Consider the following 24,245-nt stretch of genomic DNA (forward strand, 5'->3'; position numbering starts at 1 on the left):
GTCTTACCGTGGTCAACGTGCCCGATCGTACCAATGTTTACGTGGGGCTTACTTCTGTCAAAAGATTCTTTTGCCATGACTTAAGTCTCCTTAAAAAAGTTAAACAAAACATTATGTTTGTCTTAATAACTATATACCTAAAAGCTAATTTGAGTTGTAAGTATCGACTATATTCATCTTAGATTCAACATAAAAAAAATGCCATCCAAGCTAAAATCTAACCCACAAATTACATAGTGCCATTTTGATAACATAAAAAACTTGAATTGCCAGTAAAATCTATACTTAAGGGCACAAAAAAGTTTATTAATAGAAAACAAAATGGAGCTCACGACGGGATTTGAACCCGTGACCTCTTCCTTACCAAGGAAGTACTCTACCCCTGAGCCACGCGAGCAAAAAAATAAGATTAGTGTATTTTAATAATGAGTTTGGATTTTTGGCAAAAAAAAAGATCCTCTAAGAGGATCTTTTTAATGGAGCGGGCGACAAGGTTCGAACTTGCGACATTCAGCTTGGAAGGCTGACACTCTACCAACTGAGTTACGCCCGCATAAGATTTAATTTTTATAACCTTTCAAAAACAATCTGTAAAGATTTATTTTTAAAATGGTGGCGAGAGATGGATTCGAACCATCGAAGGGATACCCCGACAGATTTACAGTCTGTTGCCTTTGGCCACTCGGCAACCTCGCCACAACCGCTGTAAAAAAATGGAGCTGGCAATAGGACTCGAACCTACGACCTGCGGTTTACAAAACCGCTGCTCTAGCCAACTGAGCTATGCCAGCAAACATTCTTGCGATGGAAATAAGTTATAAAGTAGAATTAAAAACCTGGCAAGCTTTTTTTAACTTATTTTTTAGAAAAAACTTTTTCCATTGCAATTGCCGCAGCAACCGATACATTCAGAGACTCAATTTTACCCATTGGCTCTAAACGGATTTTCTTTTCCAGTAGACGAACTGTTGCATGTGACAGTCCTCTATCTTCTGCCCCAAGTACAAGGCACTTAATTCCATTAATTTCACCAAGCTCATTATCATCAGTATGTTCTGTAAGCCCTATAGGAGTTACATTACGCTTAATTAGTGCAGATAAAAACTTAGGTAAAGAATTGCATTTAACGATGTCAATATACTCAAGAGCACCAGAAGCAATACGGGCCATCGAAGGTCCAATATTGAAATTATTTTTTACTGCAAAAACAATATGAGTAACATTGTAAAACGCTGCTGTACGCATGATTGCACCAGCGTTGTGGACATCTGTTACTCCATCTAGACATAAGATTTTAACTTCTTCACCATTATCAATAGAATCAAATAATGGCTTTGTTTCTAAAATTTCTTTTTGACTTGTTAACAAGAAAACACCTGACGGAACTCTTGAGTATTGAAATTCCTGCTCAGTATAAAGTTCCTTAGCAAGCTCTTGAACTTTGTGAGAAGAAACTAATTTAACTTTGATTCCATCAAGTTCTTGTTTCTTAATCCCACCCATTTTGTATAGCTTATCAATTCCCTCTTCACAGGCAACAAGCTCAATTGTTTTACGTTTAGGATTACGAATTGCATGTACAATCGAATGTACTCCTACAATGATATCTTGTTCCATTACAGGTCCTTTAAAAGCTCATTAACTTTCGAAATAAGTTGGTCTTGAGCTACTTTTATTTTTTCACCAGTACGTCTAACTCTGATTTCTAGAAGGCCATCTTCTTTGTGATCTCTTTCTCCAAGTACAACTTGAAGAGGTAACCCTAGAAGATCTGCATCCTTAAATTTGAATCCAGGTCCAGCCTTTCTATCATCATAAATAACTTCTAACCCTGCTGATATAAGCTCTTTATGAAGTTCATCAGCTTTGGCTTTGTATTCATCAGACTTAGTAATTGCAACGAAAGATAAATTATAAGGAGCAATTGCTGCTGGCCATATGATTCCATTTTCATCATGGTTTTGCTCAATCGCTGCTGCAACTAAACGAGTTACACCAATACCGTAACAACCCATTAAAGGTGTCGCAGCTTTTCCATTTTGATCGAGAATAGTTACCCCCATTCCCTTCGTATACTTGTCACCAAGTTGGAAAATGTGCCCTACTTCAATTCCTCTTTTAAGCTCAACTTGGTGTTTTCCATCAAGAGTATAATCACCAGAACAGGCAAGTCTAAGATCAGCAATCTTAATATCTTTAAGCTGCTCATTTGCGACAAAATTCTCTAAGTGCATATCAACTTTATTTGCACCTACGATGTAAGCCGCGTCTAAATCGATCTGTGCATCAAATACAATTTCTAAGTTATCGATCCCAACTGGACCAATGAAACCTTTCTCAAGACCTAATGTCTTTAGTTCATTATCAGTAGCAGCGATTAAGTCACGACCTGGATAAACTTTTTCTAGTTTTAGTTCGTTTAACTCATCATCACCTAATAGAAGTGCTAGTACAAAAATTTCATCTTCTTCATTCTTTGCTTTATAAACTAGAGACTTAATTGAATGAAATTCTTTCTTTCCTAAGAAATCACAAACGTCTTTTATCGTTGCTTTACCAGGTGTTGCAACTTCGGCCATATCACCTGTTCTAGCTGCACTTTCGACTTTTCTTAAAGTTTTTGCCGTTTCAATATTTGCTGCATATCCTGCTTCATTTGAATAAATAATTGCATCTTCACCTGCATCTGCGATCACTTGAAACTCGTGTGTTTTCGCTTCACCATCGGCCATTGCCCCACCATCTGCAACAACAGCGGAGAATTCAAGACCTAAACGATTGAAGACATTTTCATATGCTCGATAGAGGTTGTCATAGACTTCATCAAGACACTCTTTTGTCGCATGAAATGAATATGCATCCTTCATGATAAATTCGCGTCCACGCATCAGTCCAAAGCGAGGTCTAATCTCATCACGAAATTTTGTATTTATCTGATATACCGTTAAAGGTAGATCTTTGTATGATTTGATTGTTTTTCTAAAAACATCAGTGATGGCCTCTTCATTTGTCGGCGAAATACAAAGATCACGATCTGCCTTATCCTTAAACTTAAGCATCTCGCCACCCATCTTGTCCCAGCGCCCAGTTTCTTGCCAAAGCTCTCCTGGAGTTACAACAGACATTAGCATTTCATAACATCCGGCCTTATCCATTTCTTCGCGAACAATTTGTTCTACTTTGCGAATTGAACGATAACCCATTGGTAGATAATTATATAGTCCAGCTGCTGACTTATGAATTAAACCTGCTCTCATCATTAGCTGGTGTGATGCAATTGTTGCATCCGCTGGCACTTCTTTATAAGTTTGCCAAAATCCCTTTGATAGAATCATAGTATTCTCTCTCTTTTATAACGCGTGAAAATCCATACCATTGTACACGCTGTAATTCACACAATAAATGTTAAATATTTTTATATCGACTGATTAAAATGACGGCGCAAGGGCCATGGGCAGATCAAACGCTTGAACTGCTTCTTTCTCAAGTGATGTTGCCGATACAATTTCATATGCATCAGGTGTCTCAAGAAGCTTGCGGCAAAGAACGTTGTGAACGTGGTGTCCAGACATGTAAGTTGTGATTTTTCCGGCAATTTCATAACCTAGAAGGCTGATATCACCTACAGTATCAAGAATCTTATGTCTTACGAATTCATCATCAAAACGTAATCCATCTGGATTCATAACTTTAAAATCATCTAGAACAATTGCATTATCAAGAGATCCACCCTTAATTAGGCCTTTTCTCTTTAACATATCAACATCTCTTAATAGACCAAACGTACGCGCTCGACCAATTTCAGCGATGTAATTCTCGCAAGTAAATTCAAATACTTTACGTTGAGTTTTAATAATAGGGTGCTTAAAAACGATAGTAGAATCGATCACTAGCTTTTCACAAGGTTCAATTCTCGCCCATTTTTCGCCAACTTTTACTTCTACTGCTTTAGTAACTACTAGAAATTTCTTAGTTTTATGAAGTTGTTGGATTCCGGTCTCTTTAATAACATAAAGAAATGAAGCGCCTGAACCGTCCATAATTGGAACCTCTGGCCCATCAATTTCAATATAACAATTATTAATTCCGAAACCATAAAGAACAGATAGAAGGTGTTCAACAGTATGAACTGCACCTGGACCTGAGCCAATTGCTGTATTGTTCTCAGTAGCTCCTACAGTATCTGCAGTAGCCTTTAGCACTTGTGAATCTTTAATGTCAGTTCTCTTAAACTGGATACCAGAATCTGCTTCTGAAGGATGTAGAGTCATTGTCACCTTCTTTCCAGAATGGATCCCAATTCCTGTAATCATCACTTTTTTCGCTATAGTTCTTTGGTTTAACATTAAAAATCACCTAATTTTAAGTACTTTCTGTAATTTTAAACTGAGCAGCAATATATAGCAAGTATCGTCATACATGAGCAAAATATTACTGAATTTCCTGTCCTAGAGGCTTTTGTAACAAAATTTAACCAACCCTTCCACTCTTTTAATAATAACCGTAAAATAAATGCAGATGTTAAAACAACGTTAATTTAAATTCATGAATACGTTAAAGAAGGTTTATTGATGGAAAATTTATTTAATAATCTCGATCTAAATGAGGTGAATAAGTTCAATGCTGGCTGCTGTGTTGAGCACCTTGATATAAAAATTACTGAAGCAGGAAACGACTACTTAGTTGCGACGATGCCTGTAGATGAAAGAACAAGACAGCCATACGGCGTTCTTCATGGAGGAGCAAGTTGTGTCCTTGCGGAATCAGTTGGATCAATCGCTTCAAATATTATTTTAGATTCTTCAAAATTCTATGCTGCTGGTTTGGAGATAAATGCAAATCATGTGCGTCCAGTTCAATCAGGAATTGTTACTGCAAAAGCAACGGCCATCCATCTTGGAAAATCGACACACATCTGGGATATCCGCATCACAGACGAGAAAGACAAATTAGTTTGTATCTCTCGCCTGACGATGGCAGTTATTAAGAAATAAATTTTTATTTTTTAAGAAGTCGAGCTGGCATCTCAAAGGCTTCGTTAGTGAGTTTCTCACCAGTCTTTGGGTGCCTAACAGTTCTCAGTGCTACGAAGTGAAAAAGAAGTGGATTGATTGAGTAGATCTCATTTAAGATCTCTCTTTCTTCCTCTGTAATAAATCCTTTCTCTACAAGATCAGTCGTACGGTAAATCCAGTTAATTGCAGGAAGAGGATAATCTGATCCATACATTACACGTGAGTGAAATTGTTTATTTTCAATCATTTCAATTAGAGGCTCACTAAGTCTTTCATAAATGATAAGTGCCGATAGATCTGTGAAGAGGTTTTTCTCATATTTCTTTTCTTTGAAAAGTCTCCAAAATAAATCAGAACACTCTGCTTGTACTCCACCATTATCTAGATCCTCACATTTTCCACGTGAAGCGGCGTGAGAGATAATTACATCAACACCAAGATCAAGTGCATGACGTAGGCGAAGTGGATTTCCTAACTCTTGAAACTTATCACCCTCTACAGCTTTCTCTTCACCGGCATGTGTAATAAGAGTCATATTATATTTCTTAAGCGCTTTATAAAATGGAATAACTTTTTTATTTGCAGGATCGATACCCATTGCATTTGGTAACCATTTTACAAACTTCACACCACGAGCGGCCCATTTTTCTAATTCTTGAATTGCATCTTTACGGTAAGGATGTACTGAAGCAACCATTTTAAAATTCACAGGATGTTCTTGTGATAACTTCCAAATATATTCATTAGGCACATGAAATTCTGAATGCGTAAGATCTTTTGTACCATCTAACTTATAATGATAATCAAAAGCAAGTGCATAGGCTGGAATAAAGTGTGGCTGGTAAGTCATCAGTTCAACGAGACGGGCCACATATTGCTCATCTGCTTGTGACTTATCATCAACTCCAGAAGCGGAAATATAAACATTAAAACGATTATATTTTGATAAGTGATTATACCAATCTTGCATATCTGGGTTTACCCAAATACCACTTCCACTATTCCCAAGTCCCACGATATGTAAGTGAGTATCTCTTAATTTCTTTAGATCAATTCCATCGTAAGATTTTTCAACAAAGTCTTTTACATGTTTCGGAAGTTTTTCATATTCATTTGGTTTGTAATCAAAATCGCCACCAAGTTTTCCATAGAGGAGAGAACACGATGACAATAGCATTGCGAGAGTAATAAATAATAAATTTTTCATTAAAATAACCTTAGACCTTTTTTATAGTCGTATTTAACTTGTAGAAGCACACTGAAGTGATCATGATCATCACGGTCGTGATTTACCCCTAAGATAGTATCGTAAGTCCACTTATCTTTTTTAAACTGATTTAACATTCCAACATAAGCAGTATCTTGCTTACTTTTTTCTGACCAAGAACGAAAGTGAAGAACTCCAAATGTATATGTATCGCTATACTGGTAAGCGATGATATTTCTCATAACATTCACAATATCATTCGTATCTATTTCCATTGAATGAAGAGCATTTACAACAAGTCCTGAGTAGCCGCTGTACTTAAAAAACTCTCTCTGATAATCGTTTATTGTGACAAACTTTTTATAAGCTAGAACATTTTCTATTCTTAAATACGAACGTGTACCGTCTGCATCACATATCTGTGTTTCACAATCAAAAGTTGAAAGCTCCTTCGATGAACGCCAAACTTGTTCAGTTCCGGCAGTGAAGCCTAAAATTGAAACTGGAAAAAAATCGATACGGCCACCAACGGAATTGATCGAACCACTTGTATTGAAATAAGCAGACTCACGAATGAAGCCATAAATTTGTTCGTTATATCGCCACATCTCCTGACTGACTCCAGCATCAACTCTTGCCGCTGCTCCTAGGATATAAGAACGATACCCAGCTGATGCGGATAAATCATATGTTGCTTGAATGTTAAACGTAATAAGACATAAACACAGAAATAAAAACTTATTCTTCATTAATCAACTCTTTTGCAATTTGTGAGATCTCACGACCTCTTGGCGTACGTATTAAAAAACCTTCTTTTAAAAGAAAGGGTTCATAAACATCTTCAATCGTAGAGCGGTCTTCAGCAAGAGTTGCACAAAGTGCTTCTATACCTACAGGACCTCCCCCATAATACTGTTGAATAACAGAAAGGATGCGTCTATCCATACGATCCAACCCGTGTTCATCAATTTCCATCATTTCTAGAGATTTTTTCACATCATTAATATTAACGTGAGAAGAATCACGAACAATAGCGAAGTCACGCACGCGACGAAGAACACGATTAGCGATTCTTGGAGTACCTCGAGCACATCTTGCCATTAAGTGCTCTGCATCTTCGTCTATTTGAATTCCGATTTTCTTAGCGTTATTAGAAATAATTTTTGCTAGTTCATCAGCTTTATAAAAATCAAAATGAAAATGTGCCATAAAACGATCACGAAGAGGATTTGACAATAACCCTGATCTTGTCGTGGCACCAATTAATGTAAATGGAGCAATTTCAATTTGCATAGTTCTTGCAGCGGCACCATCACCAATAACAATATCGAGGCGATAATCTTCCATTGCTGAATAAAGAATTTCTTCAACAGAAATATGCATGCGATGAATTTCATCGATAAAAAGAACATCACGAGGCTCTAAATTCGTAAGAATCGCCGCAAGATCACCCTTCTTCTCAATGGCCGGTCCCGATATAACATGAAGCTGGCTTCCGAGCGCATTAGCAATAATCATGGCAAGAGATGTCTTTCCTAGTCCAGGAGGACCTGAAAGTAGTGCATGGTCCATAGACTGTTTTCTTTTAACAGCGGAAGTAACCATCACATCAATATTTTGTACGATTTTTTTCTGACCTATATATTCAGAAAAATCTTTCGGCCTTAAAACAATTTCTTTTCTTGTTTCTTCTTCATCAAGTGTTGGATCAAAAAAACGTCCTTCAGACATTTACACCTCTTTTAAAACAAGGTGAACTAATTGTTCGGCCCTTGTAATTTGGTTTTCATCTAAAATTCTTTTTGCAAGTGGCATCACTTTATCTTCAGTAAAACCAAGTTCTTTACAGGCCATGATTGCATCATTCATTAGTGCCGACTCATGATTAACAACTTCTGATACACTTTCTTCAAATAGCTCAAGATTTAGAGGTGCTTGAGAGATTGATTGTGCTGTCTGATTCGCAGAAGCAGAAGCCTTAGAATACATTTTTATTTTTTGTGCTTTTCCACTTAAATCAAGAATGATCTGTGAAGCAGCTTTCGCTCCCACACCTGGTGCCTTTTGTAGTGTTTTCTTATTATCAAAAGTAATAGCATCAATTATGTTATCCACACCAATACTTGTCACAAGAGCAAATGCTCCTTTAGGACCAACACCTTTTACACTTAAAAGTAATTCAAATGTTTTCTTCTCTCTCAAAGATCGGAAACCAAAAAGTTCTTCACTTGCCTCTTTCACAATATGTGAGATGAAGATTGCAGCAACTGAGCCCTCTGGTAAAACATGTTGAAAATAAATTTGGTGACCTACCCCAGAAGGAGTAAAAAGAATTAATTCGTTTCCATCGCTGAAAACAACTTCGCCTTGTAATAGACCAATCATATAACCTACTTAGAAAATACTTCTTTTAATGTACGTGCTTTTGTACGAGTATGAGACGATTTTCCCTTTATTTTTGCCCTTTGTCCACGATTCAACGCGTGACAAAGCGCTATAGCAAGGGCATCCGACTCATCATGTGACTTGAAATCTAGCTTACCAAAAATCATATTTAGAGATCGATCAACACTTTCTTTTGAAGCAAGACCATGTCCAGTAACACTAGATTTTATTAAGTTCGGTGAATACTCTGTGATTTTACCTTGATACTTATCAGATAAACCTGCAATTAGTGCTCCCCTCGCTTGAGCAAGTTTTGATAATGCGGGAATACTTTTTACGTAAATCAAAGCCTCAACTGAAATCTCATCAGGTTTATACATTGAGACAATATCTTTAATTGAAGAAGAAATCGTTGCTAAACGATCAAGAAACTCCGGTATCTTATCAAATTTTAAAACACCCGAATCGACATATTTAAATTTTCGACCTTCAACTTCGATAACCGCCCAACCAGTGGTACGAGATCCCGGGTCAATTCCTAGAATATACATAGATTTAGTATAAACGAAAAATTCGAATTTACGAGCGATCTACGCCTTTTATCATGTGGCCAATATAAAAAACTGCAGATCCACCAATAAATTGATAGAGCTCAAGCATTTCATAGTCACCTTTTTGTAAACCTACAAAAAGACAAAGCCCAACTGACGCGAAACCGATTAATTGTAATGCAAGTCCTAACCAAAAAAACATATCAATTGAATACGACTTAATTCTGAAATTGCCAATACCAAGCTATAAAGATAATATGTGATAATGCAAAATGAGACAAAATTACTATATGCGCAACCCGTCATAGAAAGGCAGGTTGAACTTCTTAAAGAAGAGTGTAGCTCCCTAAAAAGTATGGGTACGACACCTTGTTTAAAAGTAATTCTTGTAGGTAATAATCCCGCAAGCGTTATTTATACAAATAGTAAGAAGAAGTTTGCAGAAAAAATTGGTGCAAGTTGCGAAATCGTTAATCTAGAAGATTCGATTAGTGAAGAAGAATTCCTCAAAATCGTAAACCAATTTAATAAAGATCCATCAGTTCACGGGATCCTGATACAACTTCCACTACCAAAATCGCTCTCTCAAGTAGATACAACAGACCTTGTTGTTCCTCATAAAGATGTTGATGGTTTTCACTACGAAAATGTTGCTAAGCTTTACCGTGGGCAACTTGGTGAAACATCAATGATTCCTTGTACGCCAAAAGGTATTGTTACAATGGCCAAGTACTACGGAATTGATTTTACAGGAAAGAATGTTGTCATCGTTGGAAGAAGTCTTATCGTTGGGAAACCACTTTCACTTCTCCTAACAAATTTAAATGCAACTGTTACACTTGCACACTCTAAAACTCAAAACTTAAAAGAGCTAACTCAATCAGCCGATATTATTGTGACAGCAATTGGTTCACCAAAGCTCTTTACTAAAGAATATTTCAGAGATGATCAGACACAAGTTGTCTTCGATGTCGGTATTAATCGAAGTATTGATGGCAAACTTTGCGGTGACTGCGACTTTGACAATATAAAAGATCAACTTGCGGCAATTACTCCAGTTCCTAAAGGAATTGGCCCAATGACAATCTTCAGTGTCTCTCAAAATTTAATTAGCGCAGCTAAAAAATAAAAACCTAAGGAAATTTATGAAACAAACATCACTTACACAGGCGCATCGCGACCTTAAGGCAAAAATGGCAGACTTTGCAGGTTATGAAATGCCTATTCAGTACGCTGGAGTAAAAGCAGAAGTTGAAGCGGTAAGAAGCAACATCGGTGTTTTCGATGTTTCACATATGGGTGAATTCTTTGTAACTGGTCCAGATGCTGTAGCCTTCGTTGACTATGTTATCACTAACGATTTTACTAATGCGGAAACAGGAAAAGCTGTTTACTCGCCACTTTGCCGTGAGAATGGAACAGTAATTGATGACCTTATTGCATATAAACTTGAAGAACAAAAAGTTTTAATTTGTGTAAATGCGGCCAATATTGAAAAAGATTGGAATTGGATATCTTCGAAAACTGAAGGTTTTGATATTGAACTAACGAATCAGTCTGATGACTATTCTCTTCTTGCGATTCAAGGTCCTAAAACTGAAGAAGTACTTTCTAAACTAGGTTTTGATTCAGTTAAAAATGCTGCTTACTACTCTGCTTATGAAAGTAATTGGAATGGTGCTGCAGTAATCATGGCAAGAACAGGATACACAGGTGAAGATGGATTCGAAGTATTTGGTTCACATGAAACAATACAGAAACTATGGTCGGATCTTTTAAGTGCACAAGTTACACCTTGTGGCCTAGCATCACGTGATGTTCTTAGACTTGAAGTTTGTTATCCACTATATGGCCATGAGCTCAATGACGAATTAACTCCACTCGATGCTGCTCTAAAGTGGACTGTTAAACTAAATAAAGAAAAATTTATTGGAAAAGAAGCACTGTTAGAAGCCGCTGCAAACTATAGACTAGTTAAACTTTCTATTGATAAAGGTATTCCAAGAGAAGGTTACGAGATTCTAAATGACCAAGATCAAGTTATCGGTAAAGTAACAAGTGGTACGATGTCAGTAACTAACTCTCAAGGGATTTGCCTAGGGCTAGTTAAGCGTGATTTATTTCCTGAAAATAAGAAATTTAGAATACAAATTCGAAAGAATGTAATAGATTCAAACTATCATACAAAACCATTTGTTACCGGAGGGCACAAATAATGACTAATATTCCAACTGATCTTAAATATACAAAAGAGCACGAATGGGCAAAGATTGAAGGTGATATCGTAACTGTAGGTATTACAGATTTCGCTCAAAACTCTTTAGGTGATATTGTTTTTGTTGAGCTACCAGAAGTAGGTCAAGAGTTCTCAAAAGACGACACTTTTGGTGTTGTTGAATCAATTAAATCGGCAAGTGATCTTTATATTCCGGTTTCAGGTGTTATCACTGAAATCAATGAAGAACTACCAGATTCACCAGATAATTTAAACTCTGAACCATATGAATCTTGGATGATAAAAGTTAAAATTACAGATCAAGAAGAGCTTTCTGAGTTACTTTCTAACGAAGAATACGAAAGCCTTTGTCAAGAATAAACAAAATAAAATCTATTTCAAATTCTTACATATGCCCTCGAAATGAGGGCATTTTTTTATTTCAGTAACTTACAAATTTATATCTTAAAAATATTTTCAATTGACCAACTTTTTCCTTTACGAAGTCCTACGAAGGCTTCATACTCGCAATCTCCAATGTTCATCATTAAATAGAGACAGGTATTAAATGCATAATCAAGAATCTATTCAGCTAATCAATACTGCAATCATCAAGGGTAAAGAGAAAAAGATCGATACTACTTATGAGGATAGATTAAACCAAGCTTGTAATTCGTCTGCTATTGCTGCAATCTCAAATGCCATTCAACAACTAGCAGAGACAGATCGTATCTCATACGATCAAGCCGCTATTAAAATCGTTGAAACGATTAAAGAATTAGATCAGGTTTGGACTGACTACGTTCTCATGGAAGGTATTAACAACATTAAGAAGATGCTTAAAGGAAATACAAAGCACTAAGACTTAGTTCTTTGTAACTGCAAAACCCCAATCAATATTTGCGTGACCATTTTTAACTAAACCAGATGGTGGGTTAGGAAATGGCCCGGCCTTATTGAAAGCTTCTACAGCGGCGTCATCTAATTCTTTAACTCCAGAAGTACCATTTACAATAACGTTAATAATCTTACCGTCATTATCTAAAACGACACGTACATTTGTGAGAAATTTTTCACCAGCTGGTCCACGACGATTTTGACGATATAAGGACTCCATCTTTTCTCGCAGAGTAGCGCCCCAATGTTGCTCTAACTGTTGCTTAATTCTGAAGTAGAAACCGTAGTATTTATATTCAACTGTATTTAGTTTAGTGAAATCACCTAATTTAACATCTTCAAGGTGATCATTTGAACTAGCAATACCTCTGTGGTTCTTGCTACCTGTCTTAGTACCTTTAACTAGGTTTTGATCCTTTTGGAGGGGAGAATTTTGTGCGACTGCAAAGTCTTCAAAACTGATTCGACCAGATTTTGACTTTGTCATTTTACGTTGCTCTTTCTTCTTTGTCTTTGAACCCTGTTTCTTTTGATCAATTTTTGAGTTACCGACACCACCGATGTTAAATGCAGCAACTTCCTTGGCCTTCGTTTCACGATCGACTTTATTATTTGTTTCACTCAAGTATTTTGCATCATCTGCGAGTTCTTGATTTGTCTTGGCCGCTGTCACGATCTGACGAGGCTTATCTCTATTAAGTCTTAGACGGATTCGCTCAGGTTCTTTTTCTTCTTGTGGTTTAGTTAATGACAAAGAAATTGAAGTTAGCTTTGAAGGCATCAAAGAGATATGTACAACTAGCGATAGAGCTATTGCTAGATATATATATGTCTTGTGATTTTTATGAACTAATTCCAAAGTGTCTCCGAGAAACTAAGTATTCTTTAGCCTTCTCGGAGAAAATATCGAAAAATTTACTACATATTTTGATTAATTGTTAAAGAAATCGTCATCTTCAAGAATTGCACCTGTTTCTTGACTATTTTCCTCTTTTTTAAAGAAGTTATTCTTAGAATTAGAGCCAGGTTCAGTTCCTTCAACAAAACTTTCCAAAAACTTTGATCCAGAGCCATTTGCTAACTCACCTGTCTTCTTATCGATCGAAACATTCACAATTCCTGGAGGCATTTGGAAGTCTCTTTCACCGTAGATCTGAATAGAACGTTGCATATATGATTTCCAAATTGGCATCGAAGCTCTTGTTCCTGTTTCCGGCCAACCCATAGTTTGGTTATCATCCATCCCCGTCCAAACACCTGTTACGATATTTTGAGAAAATCCTAAGAACCAAGCATCCACATAACTACTTGTTGTACCTGTTTTACCACCTAAGAATTGACTTACACTTAGAGCGCCTCGTCCTGTACCATTATGAACAACACCCTTTAAAAGGTTAGTCATAATAAATGCTAATCTTGGATCGTATACCTGTTCTTCATCTAAATTTAATAAATACGGATTGACTGCTTCTTTTTCAAACTCATTATGAGAATCACCTTCTTTCTCACGTACATTTTCAGTTTGATTTAGATTCTTTGACTCTTTAGCTAATTTTTCTAGCTCAAGTTTTGACTGAGTCGCAAAGTCATCTTGGAAGTAATACTCTTTTCCATTTCTATCTGTAATTGAAATAATTGATTTCGGCAGAACCTTCTTTCCTCCATTAGGGAAGATAGAGTATGCACGAATCATTTCTAGTAACGTTACACCAAAAGAGCCAAGAGAAATCGACATATCATTTGGCATATCTGCATGAAAATTGATTCGATCTAGATAGTTGAAAATTTTATCCATTCCAAGATCGAGAGCAATCTTAATTGTTGGAATATTTCGACTGTATTCAAGTGACTCTCTAAAAGTCATTGGACCTTTAAATTTACCATCATAATTTCTTGGTTTCCAATTAAGGGCCTGATTAGCTCCTCCAAGAGCTTCTGGAGTATCAAGAATGATTGTATTGGGTTGATAACCATTTTCTAAAGCAGCGGCAAACAGAAGCGGTTTAAAGGCAGAACCTGGTTGACGCTTAGATTGTAGTGCACGGTTAAATTCACTTTTATCGAAATCAACACCACCAACCATTGAAATCACTTCACCAGTAAATGGGTTCAAACTCATTAAAGCAGCTTGAACTTTAGGTTCTTGCTCAAGCGTACACTCTAAATACATTTGCTCTTCTAATGTTTTATAATCTTTTAGCTTTTTATAAGTATTGGCATATTGTGAATAGACATGTTCTGAAAACTTCGTGCTGAAATCTTTAATCTTTACATGAATAATATCCCCTTTCTTTAAAATATCATTAGGGTTCTTTATATATGGGAAATACTTACGTGCATCCGTATATTTTCTTTCGTGTGCCCAACGAAATGATTCATAAGGGATTACTCCAGTAATACCACCTACAGAAATAATAATATTTCTCATACGGCCATCAAGACGAAGCACTACTGCTTTATACAACTTATCCTTTTCAAGTTGACCTAATAACTGATCATCAGCATTATAACCAGGATAGAATCTCGAAGAGTAGAGCTTTGACATATGCTCTTGTGTGAACTCCTTAAGTACTGCGAGCTCATCTTCTTTTAATTGCAGTTCATATTCCCTTTCATTATTTTCAGAAAGTGTAAAATAATTAGACTTATCTTTGTAAAGCTCAACTCGAAACTCTTCAATATACTTATCAAGTTCTTCTAGTTCGATATGACCGATTGGTCCTTGGAAACCTTGGCGTTTATCAATTTCTTCTGCACCGATCTTGATATTTTCTTCAGCAGTCTTTTGAAGGTCATAATTAAGAGTTGTCTGAACGGTGAAGCCTTCAGTTAAAAACTTCTCTTCTCCAACAATATCAATTGCCTGTCTACGTACCCAGTCAGTGAAATATCCCGCAAGGAATGGACTATTCTTTCTAAGCTGATACTTGATTTTTTCTTTTAGGGCAGCTTGATATTCTTCTTTAGTAATTTTCTTATTCGCAAACATACGGCCAAGAACATATGCCTGTCTCGTTTTTGCATGTTGTGGATTACGATAAGGAGAATACTTACCAGGAGCAACAAGTAGCCCTGCAATTAGTGCTGACTCAGCAACGGTTGCTTCATTTAATTCCTTATTAAAGTAGCCACGAAATGCAGACTTTACTCCATAGTATCCACCACCAAGATAAACTTGGTTTAGATAAAGAAATAAAATCTCTTCCTTATTAAATCTTTTTTCAATTTTTTGAGCTAAAAGAAAGTCTTTAATCTTTCTTGTAATTGATCTTTCTGATGAAAGTAAAAGTGACTTAGCTACCTGTTGCGTAATTGTTGAACCACCCTGAACAACACGACCCGCTTTCAAGTTAGCGACTAGAGCTCTTAGTACTCCAAAGTAATCAACACCATCATGATTGTAGAAATTTGAATCTTCCGCAGATAAGAAGGAATCAACAATTCGCGGAGGTATCTCATTAAACTCAACGACTTCTCTATTCTCTTTTCCAATGTCATATAAAACAACACCATCTTTTGAAAGAATTTTCGATTTAATTGGTGGATTATAATCTGCAAGACTACTAATTTTTGGTAACGTAAAAGAAAAGTATACTAGTATTGAAAAAACAAATAATCCTCCAAATAAAACCAAGAAGGACATTAATACTAATAATCTTTTTAAATGTTTCATAAATTCTCTTTTATAATTTCACACTTCTTCATTAAGCTAAAATTTTGCTTAGGCATATTGATTTGAATCATTTTACCATTTATCTGATTTTTCGAAACCGATAAGTTTTTCTCATATGAAAACACGAACACTCTCTGGGCAATTAAACGAGCGATATCTTCATTTGTTATTTCAATTTGAGCGGCCAGTATTTTCTTATTATTTTCAATATTATTTTTTAAGCCTTCGACAATATTCCCCTTCGTCATAAAAGTGATATTACCGTTCACTCCTACTGTTGTTAAGTAGTAGGCGATACTAGACTTCTTTATTGTCCTAGCATCTAGCTCTAAATTTTCTACAATTTCTTGTGCATTCGTACGTTCTTTCAATCTAAAGAACTTCCACTTAACAAGTTCAGGCTTCTTTGTTTGAGCTAACATTGCTGCTATTGCCGAAGAACTACCAATACCAGCAACAAAATTAATTTTCACATCATTTTTAAGCAGGCATGAAACATAGTCCATAACATCAGTATCAAAATCTGAACTTGCACCAATAATGATTCCTACTGTATTGATTTTTTCAGAAGTTTGTAACGCTTGTGTATTTGGATTGACCTGACCAGGCCCATACTCAGTATAAGATGACTGCTCATCGACAGAAGGAATAATATTTGTTTCCTCTGCATCGACTGAGATTGTGACCACTCTTTGTTCTTCTTCAGGTTGTTTTTGGCAAGTATTACTTAAGAAGACAAAAACAAAAAATATAAGAATGAAATTTAGCTTATTCAATTTCTTTTTCTTCTAACTTATCTGTTAATTCTAGAACTTTCTTTTCAACTTTTTCTAAGTAGCCCTTACTATCAGTATATAGCTTAACCCCTTCTTCAAAGTTTTTTAAACTATCGTCTAGAGTAAGTTCTCCCGACTCAAGTCCGTGAACTAGTTCTTCTAATCTCTTTAAATTTTGTTCAATATCAATTTTCTTGGCCATATCTCACCGTGTCATAAATTCAACATTAATAATTCCAATGTGAACTAATATTCCCATACTTTGCATATTCTTTAAATAAAAAGGTGTGATAATCACTACTTACATCATGGGTCATTTTTACCTATGTAGGTAATTTGGCACCCCGATTGGTATAGTTAAAGAAGAATTTGCCAGGAGGGCAGATGAAAGAATTATGGGTACCGCTATCCGGTGCAATCGCACAACAACAGAAAGTTGATACAATTGCCAATAATGTTGCAAACGCAAACACGCCTGGATTTAAAAAAGATCAACTCGCTTTCAAAGAATACTTAACAGCACTAGATAAAGGTGTTGAAGATATTGATTTACCTAATAAGGAATGGGCCCCTGAAGACTTCTATCGAAGCTATGGAGCAGAGCATGCCATGGTTAAGGTAGATGGGTCATTCACAAATTTTACGCAAGGTACATTATCTCCTACTAGCAATCCATTAGATATTGGACTTCGTGGAAATGGATTTCTCGCCATTGAAACACCTAAGGGTGTGCGCTACACAAGGCGCGGAACTCTTTCTCTACGTCAAGATGGTGTTATCACAACACAGCAAGGCTATCCTGTTTTAAACAGAGAAGATAACCAACCAATATCAGTTCCACCAGGAACGAGAAATATCACATTTGCTCTAGATGGTGCAGTCTACGCTAATAACAACCAAGTTGGTTCACTAAATATTGCTGAATTCAATGATATGCATGCACTAAGAAAAGAAGGCAATTCACTTTATATCAATAATAATGAAGGTAATCTGAAAGAACAGATTAATACATCAGTCCACCAAGGCTTTATTGAACAATCAAATGTAAATGCCGTGTCTGAGATGTCTGAGCTAATTAAAGCTCACCGTCATTTTGAATCAATACAAAAAGCAATTAAAACTTATGATCAAATTAGCTCTAAGTCAGTTAATGAAATGATCAAATTTTGAGGTAGTATGAAAAATATTGTTCTTTTTATTACATTCTTACTCATGGCCCGTTATTCATTTGGAATGATGAAGGCCCTTAATATTGCAGCAACAGGGATGGCCACTCAGGAGATGCACGTTAACACAATCTCTAACAACGTCGCTAACTTAAATACAATTGGGTACAAGAAGCAAAGAGCTGAATCTGAAGATCTTATGTATGAAACAATTACAGAAGCTGGATCACGTTCGGATGCAAACTCAAATTACACAGTAGGTGTACAAGTAGGTTCAGGATCGAAAATTAGTGGTGTCAGAAAAGTATTTTCGGCCGGAGCACCAAAAATCACAAATAACCCATTTGATCTAATGATCAATGGTGATGGCTTCTTTGGAATCATTAAACCAAATGGACAAATTGTTTATACAAGAGATGGTGCATTCAATGTAAATGCACAAGGACAACTTGTTTCTAAACAGGGTTACCAAGTATTTCCAGGAATTACATTTCCACCAGGTGTAGCATCTGTGAGTATCGGAAACGATGGAAACGTTGAAGCATACTTCAATGGTCAAGTTGAACCACAAGTTGTTGGTCAAATTCCAGTATTCACATTTGTAAATAACCCAGGCCTACACAATGATGGTGGGAACTTCTATCGTCAAACAACAGCAAGTGGACAACCAATTCAAGGAATTGCAGGAACAAATAATGCAGGTTCAATGCAACAAGGTGCACTTGAAATGGCAAATGTTAGTCTTATGAATGAAATGACAGATCTTATCAAGGCCCAAAGGGCATATGAAATGAACTCAAAAGTAATGGGAGTAGCAGATCAAATGCTACAAACAGTAAACAATATTACAAGATAATAGGAAGTTGAGAGAGAGTGTTTAAACTAATTCTTCTAACATTTATAACAAGCTTTTCTTATGCGAACTCTTGCGAGATTTCTCTGGCACAAAAGAATTATCGTGTCGAAAACTCTGAGATTCCATATGAATCACAAAATTGTAACCGTTCTCAACTAGAGATCTTAAACGAAATGCTTATCTCTGCACGTGGAAACTTCTATTTGAATCACAGCAGAGACCTAAAGCAGAATGACATAAATCTACTGACAAAAGATTCCGTCATTATCGATTTGGAAGATATTGTAAAAACTCAGTTTACAATTCAAGACGATTGGAAAGTTAATTTCAAATCACGATCTCCTATTAAAACTCTTCAAACAGATAACCTTACAACAATTGAGCTCATGTGCAATGAGTGTAACAAGCTTGGTCATAATAAACTTAAAGTATCTGTTGATGGCGTAGCTAAGTGGTTTGAAATAATTGTTCAAAAGCCTATTAAAGCTATTGTTGCAAAAAATGAAATTGGTCTTAACTTTAAATCAATCAACACAAATAATGTTGAAGAGAAGACAATTTATACAACAGATGAAAAAGCTGTATTCAAAAACTTAGAAGAGATAGCATTTTATAAATCTAATAAAATTATCTCTCCGGGTGAAACAATTAATAAGAGAGACTTATCCCCTATTAACCTAGTCTCTTTTGGCGTTCCAGTGAAAGTCATACTTAACACCAATGGTATCAAACTGACAGGACAAGCTCTTCCAATGTCAACAGGCAAGCTACAAGATTTTATCAAAGTGAAAAACATAAAAACAAATAAAGTATTCACAGCGAAAGTAATTGGACTCAATGAAGTGAAGGTAGATTTATGAGAAAAATTTTATTTTTAACATTAGCACTATTAACAACATCTTGTGCTAACTACATTAACAAAATGTACAACGAGCTTGACGGGGTTAACCAAAGAGAGCTTGAACAAAAAAGAGCAAATGTTGATAATACATTTGACCAATATCGAAACTCTTACCCTGACAGAAGGAAGACTTCTTCAAATACGCCAAATATGACACCTCAGGTGCAAAGAAAGTACAACAACAATCAAATAGCAGCACAACCAAAAAGAGTAACCGCTAATAGCTTCCATGATCAAGGAAACACCGGTAGCCTTTGGGCCGGAAACGGAAATGAGAACTATCTATTTACTAAAAACAAGTGGAAGAGAAATGGTGATATTATTTTAGTAAATGTGCAAACTCGTCTTAAAAATGACATCACGATGGAACTAAAAAGAGCTTTCCCTCCAGTACCTTCTCTTGGTGGACAAACTCCAGAAAGTACAACACAGACTACAACACCAGGTCAGGCCCAAGCTAACACAACTGCTGAAGAGGGCGAAGACATGAGTGCATCTAACAAAGTTCACGACAAAATCTCAGGAGTAATTGTCGAAGAGATTAGCCGTGACCACTTACTTGTTCGCGGTCAAAAAAATGTTTTATTTAAAAATCGTAAACACCTTGTTGAGTTACAAGCATTAATATCGCGTAAAGATATTAATGAAGACGACACAATTGATTCAACAAAATTCTTAGAAAGCTCTGTAACGGTATTGAGGTAATTGATGTTTAAAAAGTTAATCTTTGGTCTTATTCTTCTATCTTTTGGAACACATATTGAAGCCAAAATGAGCCGTTTAAAAGATCTTGTCGATGTTAAAGGCGTCCGAAACAATCCGATCGTTGGCTACGGTTTAGTCGTAGGATTAAATGGAACCGGTGATGGTGGTGGTGAAGTAACTAATACATCTCTAAAGCGTATGTTCCAAAAACTTGGACTTAACCCACAAAATGAAATTAGTTCAAAGAATGTAGCTGCCGTAATTGTTACAGCTGAACTTCCGTCTTTTAGTAGAGTTGGTCAAAAAATGGATGTTAAAGTTTCATCTATTGGTGATGCTTCTTCATTAGCAGGTGGAACACTTCTTATTACTCCTCTTAAAGGTGGTGATGGAAACGTATATGCTGTAGCGAATGGATCAATTTCAATTGGTGGTTTAGAAAACGGTAAAAAATTTGCTACGACAGGACTTATTCCTCAAGGAGCAATTGTTGAACGCGAGCTACAATTAGATTTTGATAAGAAGAAATCACTGCGATTAGCACTGAAAAGTCCAGACTTCACAACAGCTGCTAGAATTGAGAAAACAATTAATCAAGAGCTAGGTGGAAAATATGCCATAGCAAAGGACTCAAATACTGTTGATATTATTGTACCAATACAGTACCAAAGAAAAATTGTACAACTTCTAGCAATCATCGAAAACTTTAAAGTTCATACGGATCGCATTGCGAAGATTATCATCAACGAGAGAACTGGTACAATTGTAGCTGGTGGAGATATTGCAGTTAAAGCTGTTGCAATTTCTCATGGTGGTTTAAATATTCAAGTAAATGACAAAAAGAAAGATACGAGTGAAGGAAATGTACGACTAGTTGACAAGACTACTACACTAAATGATCTCGTTAAAAGCTTGAATGCATTAGGGGCCACACCTGAAGATCTGATTTCGATTTTTCAAGCACTTAAGAGAAACGGTGCCCTAGTTGGAGAAATTGAGCTAATTTAACTTTCAATGTCAAATAGCATTTTTTACCATTTTTTTAGGCTAGGTATAAAAAAACTAAAAAAAATGTTAAAATATTAATGATAATGGGCTTTTCAAGGATTGAGCGGCCAGAAACTCAGGATGAGTATTATGAATGAAATCAAAATTCATAGACCACAAATTCAAAACAGAAATGCACAAAATTCTGTTCGTCCTGTAAATTCTGAAAACTATATTCCTGAAGAGATCAAAGGTGCTGCCCAAGGGCTTGAAGCACAATTTAACGAGTTAATGGTTAAAGAAATGACTAAGTCACTTAACAGTGGCGTACAAAGTACAGCAGGTAATTTCTATAACGGTCTAATAACAAGTGAACGTGCTAAAGCACTTGTTAAAGAAGACAGCCAAATACAGAAGATGATTTTGAATGAGATTTATCCAAAGCATATGAGGAATGAACAAAATTATCAGAATTATTTGGACAATAAAAATAAGTATGCACAGAACCAAATTCGCATTGAAGAGGGACCAACTCAACCTTCTCAAGGAATAGCAATGAAGCAGGCAAAACAAATTGGAGTAAAGTATGAGTAGTGTAACAAATACGAGATCAAGTTTCTTTCCAAATGCTAAGACTACGGCCGATAGATCGCAAGAGATCCAAAAGCAAGCTCCAGTTCAAAGAAATACGATCGCTCAAAAAGCTTACATCGATAACCAAACAAGAAATGATGCCAGAGTTTCTATTCCAGATGCTGTAAAAGACTTTGCTCACATCAAGAAAGCTGTTGATGCAGCTCCCGAGATTGATAACTCTGCAAAAATTGCTGCACTTAAAGCGCAAATCCAAGGTGGTAACTACAAAATGGATTACGACAAAATGGCAGACAAAATTCTTGGGGAAGAGTTCGGAGTATAATGAAAACGCAACTAGCTACATATTACTTTCAAATCACAGATATCTGGAAGTCACAGTGTGAACTTCACTACAAGCTATTTGACTTAACTTGTGATGAATACGCTCTCCTACTTGATAGCAAGATAGATGAACTAGAAGAAAAGGTTGCTGAAAAGTCAGGAATCATTTCAAAAATAGAAGTAAATGAAAAAGCAAGAAATCAAATTCTTGCAAATATTCAAAGGGATTATAAAGAATTAAAAATTAATTCGATTACAGATCTTATTGATTTTTTCTCAAAGTTTGAAGCTGAAAAAGAAGGAAAACATCTTTTTCGATTCAATGGTCTTTTGGTTGATATCATTGAAAAAATTCAAACTCAAAACAAGAAGAACCAATTATTTATTAACAAAGCGCTAAACTCTCTTCGCGAGATTAGAGAAAGTGCAATGGGTACTAAGACAGTATCTACATATAATGCCAAGGGTATCACTCAGCAAAGATCGCTTGAGCGAAATCCTTAATTGGAGCTTATTTGTCTACACGTCTGTTAAATATTGCGAATACAGGACTTAACGCCTCTAAAAAATCACTAGAGGTGACGTCGCATAATATTTCCAATGCAAATACAGAAGGCTACTCTCGTCAACGTGTTCACCAACAATCAAATATGCCACTGATCAAAGATGGTTTAATTACTGGTAGTGGTACAAGAATTAAAAGTATTAATCGTGTTCACGATAAATTCGTTGAAAGAAAATTACGAGATAGTCAAAGTAGTGAATCGTACTACAATAACAGAGCTGAACAAATGAGTCGCGTTGAAGATATCTTTAACGAAATCGATAATGAAGGATTAAATCAAATCCTTAACAATTTCTTCAACTCTTTTCGTGATCTTGCGAATCAACCAGAAAACGAAACAGTACGTTCCGTTGTACGTGACAAAGCTCAACTAATCGTAAAAGACTTTAGAAGAATTGCAGAGACTCTAGATGAAATATCTAAGAGTATTGATGATAAAATTGCAATCTCTGTTAAGGATGCAAATCAACATATTGATTCGATTGCACTTCTAAACAGAAAAATTAGAGAACTTGAAGCAACGGGTGATGAAACTGGAGATCTTCGAGATCAGCGAGATGTATCTGTAAAAGAACTATCGAAAATTATTAAAATTCATACTTATCAAGATGAGCGTGGAAATTATAACGTACAATCTCCAGGGGTTGGTACACTTGTTACTGCTGCCCAAGCACAAAAACTTGGAACATATGTATTTGGTAAAGATGAGTCAACAAATGGCCAAGATGGTTCAATGGAAATCTTCTGGGAAAGCCGCTCAGGTCAACAGATCACAGAAAAGTTCCAAGGTGGATCTCTAGGTGCAGTTATTAAAGTTCGTAATAACGACATCAAGCAATTAAAAGAAAAACTAGATCAGACAGCTTATGATTTCATGAATTATGTTAATGCTATCCATAGAAGAGGATATGTGAATCGTGAAATTCAAACTGATGCTAATGGAAACCCAGCTGCAATGGATAATAAAGGTCCAACAACTGGTAATAACTTTTTCTCTACACCAATGAAAATAGAAGGTGCTGCACTTAACATTGATTTAAGTGATGCTATTAAATCAGATATATCTAATATCGCAACGGCACTATCACCAAATAGCCCCGGGGATAACCGTGTTGCCATTGCAATTTCTAAGCTACAACACGAAAGATTAATGGCCGGTGGAACAGCAACATTAGAAGAAGATTATCTTAAAACTGTTGGTAGTGTCGGACTTGAAACTGGTAAGGCAAAACTCGATGCTGAACAATCTGAGGGACTTCTTGCACAAGCGAATTCTATTCGCGAAAGAATTAGTGGTGTTTCAATCGATGAAGAAGCGGCAAATATGATTAAGTACCAGCACGCGTACGAAGCTGCTGCTAAAGTAATGAAAACTGCAAATGAAATGTTTGATACTGTTTTATCAATTAAGCAGTAATTAGGATTATT

The 24,245-nt window shown here is 36.0% G+C and carries 28 protein-coding genes and 4 tRNA genes; 14 read left to right on the top strand and 18 right to left on the bottom strand.

What is annotated here, in order from left to right; genetic code table 11:
* The 8 genes from ACMAYS_RS13785 to lpxC all read right to left on the bottom strand — a co-directional run.
* On the bottom strand, positions 1 to 77 hold a 77-nt coding region (locus ACMAYS_RS13785; protein WP_392861555.1), incomplete at its 3' end, for a hypothetical protein.
* Between the two features lie 245 nt (positions 78 to 322).
* Positions 323 to 397 (bottom strand) — tRNA-Thr (locus ACMAYS_RS13790).
* 80 nt (positions 398 to 477) lie between these two features.
* Positions 478 to 553: transfer RNA gene (locus ACMAYS_RS13795), tRNA-Gly, on the bottom strand.
* 57 nt (positions 554 to 610) lie between these two features.
* Positions 611 to 696 (bottom strand) — tRNA-Tyr (locus ACMAYS_RS13800).
* Positions 697 to 714: 18 nt separating this feature from the next.
* Positions 715 to 791, bottom strand: a tRNA-Thr gene (locus ACMAYS_RS13805).
* 64 nt (positions 792 to 855) lie between these two features.
* Positions 856 to 1,617 carry a TrmH family RNA methyltransferase gene (locus ACMAYS_RS13810; RefSeq protein WP_392994142.1) on the bottom strand — a complete coding sequence of 254 codons (762 nt, stop codon included), beginning with the start codon at positions 1,615 to 1,617 and terminating at the stop codon, positions 856 to 858.
* Positions 1,617 to 3,335, bottom strand: coding sequence for a proline--tRNA ligase (locus ACMAYS_RS13815; RefSeq protein WP_412463475.1), 1,719 nt, complete (start codon positions 3,333 to 3,335; stop codon positions 1,617 to 1,619). The genes ACMAYS_RS13810 and ACMAYS_RS13815 overlap by 1 nt, the downstream gene beginning before the upstream one ends.
* 93 nt (positions 3,336 to 3,428) lie before the next feature.
* Positions 3,429 to 4,346, bottom strand: a complete 918-nt coding sequence (gene lpxC / locus ACMAYS_RS13820) for a UDP-3-O-acyl-N-acetylglucosamine deacetylase (protein ID WP_103218704.1) — start codon at positions 4,344 to 4,346, stop codon at positions 3,429 to 3,431.
* 225 nt (positions 4,347 to 4,571) lie between these two features.
* On the opposite strand from lpxC, the gene ACMAYS_RS13825 reads away from it, so the two are divergent.
* A complete protein-coding gene (locus tag ACMAYS_RS13825; protein WP_103218703.1) occupies positions 4,572 to 4,994 on the top strand; it encodes a hotdog fold thioesterase in 423 nt (140 codons plus the stop codon).
* Between the two features lie 4 nt (positions 4,995 to 4,998).
* Here ACMAYS_RS13825 and ACMAYS_RS13830 read toward each other — a convergent pair whose 3' ends face one another.
* From ACMAYS_RS13830 to ACMAYS_RS13855, 6 genes are read right to left on the bottom strand one after another with little or no spacing between them, the layout of a single operon-like run.
* Positions 4,999 to 6,222: an amidohydrolase family protein gene (locus tag ACMAYS_RS13830; protein ID WP_412463476.1), complete on the bottom strand. Its 1,224-nt coding sequence runs from the start codon at positions 6,220 to 6,222 to the stop codon at positions 4,999 to 5,001.
* Positions 6,222 to 6,971 (bottom strand): hypothetical protein, encoded by a 750-nt coding sequence (locus ACMAYS_RS13835; protein WP_412463477.1) that lies wholly within the window; start codon positions 6,969 to 6,971, stop codon positions 6,222 to 6,224. The genes ACMAYS_RS13830 and ACMAYS_RS13835 overlap by 1 nt, the downstream gene beginning before the upstream one ends.
* The gene (gene ruvB / locus ACMAYS_RS13840) at positions 6,961 to 7,953 is read right to left on the bottom strand and encodes a Holliday junction branch migration DNA helicase RuvB (RefSeq protein ID WP_103218700.1); all 993 of its coding nucleotides are present in this window, start codon (positions 7,951 to 7,953) and stop codon (positions 6,961 to 6,963) included. The genes ACMAYS_RS13835 and ruvB overlap by 11 nt, the downstream gene beginning before the upstream one ends.
* Positions 7,954 to 8,607, bottom strand: a complete 654-nt coding sequence (gene ruvA / locus ACMAYS_RS13845) for a Holliday junction branch migration protein RuvA (protein ID WP_412463478.1) — start codon at positions 8,605 to 8,607, stop codon at positions 7,954 to 7,956.
* 5 nt (positions 8,608 to 8,612) lie between these two features.
* Entirely contained in the window at positions 8,613 to 9,158 is a 546-nt protein-coding gene (gene ruvC / locus ACMAYS_RS13850; RefSeq protein ID WP_392994133.1) for a crossover junction endodeoxyribonuclease RuvC, read from the bottom strand.
* 28 nt (positions 9,159 to 9,186) lie between these two features.
* Positions 9,187 to 9,360 (bottom strand): hypothetical protein, encoded by a 174-nt coding sequence (locus tag ACMAYS_RS13855; RefSeq protein ID WP_021267658.1) that lies wholly within the window; start codon positions 9,358 to 9,360, stop codon positions 9,187 to 9,189.
* A 63-nt stretch (positions 9,361 to 9,423) separates the two neighbouring features.
* Here ACMAYS_RS13855 and ACMAYS_RS13860 point away from each other — a divergent pair, with 63 nt between their 5' ends.
* From ACMAYS_RS13860 to ACMAYS_RS13875, 4 genes are all read left to right on the top strand, one after another.
* Positions 9,424 to 10,287, top strand: a complete 864-nt coding sequence (locus ACMAYS_RS13860) for a bifunctional 5,10-methylenetetrahydrofolate dehydrogenase/5,10-methenyltetrahydrofolate cyclohydrolase (RefSeq protein WP_412463479.1) — start codon at positions 9,424 to 9,426, stop codon at positions 10,285 to 10,287.
* 16 nt (positions 10,288 to 10,303) lie between these two features.
* Positions 10,304 to 11,374: a glycine cleavage system aminomethyltransferase GcvT gene (gene gcvT, locus ACMAYS_RS13865; RefSeq protein WP_392994128.1), complete on the top strand. Its 1,071-nt coding sequence runs from the start codon at positions 10,304 to 10,306 to the stop codon at positions 11,372 to 11,374.
* Positions 11,374 to 11,754, top strand: coding sequence for a glycine cleavage system protein GcvH (gcvH, locus tag ACMAYS_RS13870; RefSeq protein WP_103218695.1), 381 nt, complete (start codon positions 11,374 to 11,376; stop codon positions 11,752 to 11,754). Before gcvT ends, gcvH begins: the two co-directional genes overlap by 1 nt.
* A 187-nt stretch (positions 11,755 to 11,941) precedes the next feature.
* Positions 11,942 to 12,235: a hypothetical protein gene (locus ACMAYS_RS13875; protein WP_021267699.1), complete on the top strand. Its 294-nt coding sequence runs from the start codon at positions 11,942 to 11,944 to the stop codon at positions 12,233 to 12,235.
* Between the two features lie 3 nt (positions 12,236 to 12,238).
* On the opposite strand, the gene ACMAYS_RS13880 is transcribed toward ACMAYS_RS13875, so the two are convergent.
* The 4 genes from ACMAYS_RS13880 to xseB all read right to left on the bottom strand — a co-directional run bounded on the left by ACMAYS_RS13880 (position 12,239) and on the right by xseB (position 16,921).
* Positions 12,239 to 13,129: an energy transducer TonB gene (locus ACMAYS_RS13880; RefSeq protein ID WP_103218694.1), complete on the bottom strand. Its 891-nt coding sequence runs from the start codon at positions 13,127 to 13,129 to the stop codon at positions 12,239 to 12,241.
* Between the two features lie 72 nt (positions 13,130 to 13,201).
* The gene (locus ACMAYS_RS13885) at positions 13,202 to 15,943 is read right to left on the bottom strand and encodes a penicillin-binding protein 1A (protein WP_103218693.1); all 2,742 of its coding nucleotides are present in this window, start codon (positions 15,941 to 15,943) and stop codon (positions 13,202 to 13,204) included.
* Complete coding sequence (locus ACMAYS_RS13890; protein WP_103218692.1) at positions 15,940 to 16,719, bottom strand: hypothetical protein; 780 nt, start codon at positions 16,717 to 16,719, stop codon at positions 15,940 to 15,942. Before ACMAYS_RS13890 ends, ACMAYS_RS13885 begins: the two co-directional genes overlap by 4 nt.
* On the bottom strand, positions 16,712 to 16,921 hold the full coding sequence (xseB, locus tag ACMAYS_RS13895) for an exodeoxyribonuclease VII small subunit (RefSeq protein ID WP_199177562.1): 210 nt from the start codon (positions 16,919 to 16,921) through the stop codon (positions 16,712 to 16,714). Before xseB ends, ACMAYS_RS13890 begins: the two co-directional genes overlap by 8 nt.
* Before the next feature lie 182 nt (positions 16,922 to 17,103).
* On the opposite strand from xseB, the gene flgF reads away from it, so the two are divergent.
* From flgF to flgK, 9 genes are all read left to right on the top strand, one after another.
* Positions 17,104 to 17,889: a flagellar basal-body rod protein FlgF gene (gene flgF / locus ACMAYS_RS13900; protein ID WP_103218691.1), complete on the top strand. Its 786-nt coding sequence runs from the start codon at positions 17,104 to 17,106 to the stop codon at positions 17,887 to 17,889.
* Positions 17,890 to 17,895: 6 nt separating this feature from the next.
* Positions 17,896 to 18,741: a flagellar basal-body rod protein FlgG gene (gene flgG / locus ACMAYS_RS13905; protein ID WP_233189729.1), complete on the top strand. Its 846-nt coding sequence runs from the start codon at positions 17,896 to 17,898 to the stop codon at positions 18,739 to 18,741.
* 17 nt (positions 18,742 to 18,758) lie between these two features.
* Positions 18,759 to 19,601 carry a flagellar basal body P-ring formation chaperone FlgA gene (flgA, locus tag ACMAYS_RS13910; RefSeq protein WP_103218690.1) on the top strand — a complete coding sequence of 281 codons (843 nt, stop codon included), beginning with the start codon at positions 18,759 to 18,761 and terminating at the stop codon, positions 19,599 to 19,601.
* Positions 19,598 to 20,347, top strand: coding sequence for a flagellar basal body L-ring protein FlgH (locus tag ACMAYS_RS13915; RefSeq protein ID WP_103218689.1), 750 nt, complete (start codon positions 19,598 to 19,600; stop codon positions 20,345 to 20,347). The genes flgA and ACMAYS_RS13915 overlap by 4 nt, the downstream gene beginning before the upstream one ends.
* Before the next feature lie 3 nt (positions 20,348 to 20,350).
* Positions 20,351 to 21,355 (top strand): flagellar basal body P-ring protein FlgI, encoded by a 1,005-nt coding sequence (locus ACMAYS_RS13920; protein ID WP_103218688.1) that lies wholly within the window; start codon positions 20,351 to 20,353, stop codon positions 21,353 to 21,355.
* Between the two features lie 129 nt (positions 21,356 to 21,484).
* Complete coding sequence (locus tag ACMAYS_RS13925) at positions 21,485 to 21,928, top strand: hypothetical protein (protein ID WP_103218687.1); 444 nt, start codon at positions 21,485 to 21,487, stop codon at positions 21,926 to 21,928.
* Complete coding sequence (gene flgM, locus ACMAYS_RS13930; RefSeq protein WP_103218686.1) at positions 21,921 to 22,253, top strand: flagellar biosynthesis anti-sigma factor FlgM; 333 nt, start codon at positions 21,921 to 21,923, stop codon at positions 22,251 to 22,253. The genes ACMAYS_RS13925 and flgM overlap by 8 nt, the downstream gene beginning before the upstream one ends.
* The gene (locus ACMAYS_RS13935; protein WP_103218685.1) at positions 22,253 to 22,756 is read left to right on the top strand and encodes a flagellar protein FlgN; all 504 of its coding nucleotides are present in this window, start codon (positions 22,253 to 22,255) and stop codon (positions 22,754 to 22,756) included. Before flgM ends, ACMAYS_RS13935 begins: the two co-directional genes overlap by 1 nt.
* Positions 22,757 to 22,767: 11 nt before the next feature.
* On the top strand, positions 22,768 to 24,234 hold the full coding sequence (flgK, locus tag ACMAYS_RS13940; protein ID WP_158246917.1) for a flagellar hook-associated protein FlgK: 1,467 nt from the start codon (positions 22,768 to 22,770) through the stop codon (positions 24,232 to 24,234).
* Positions 24,235 to 24,245 lie beyond the last annotated feature (11 nt).

Origin of the sequence: Halobacteriovorax sp. RT-2-6 (assembly GCF_047085025.1) — a bacterium.
In the GTDB taxonomy this organism is placed as follows: domain Bacteria; phylum Bdellovibrionota; class Bacteriovoracia; order Bacteriovoracales; family Bacteriovoracaceae; genus Halobacteriovorax_A.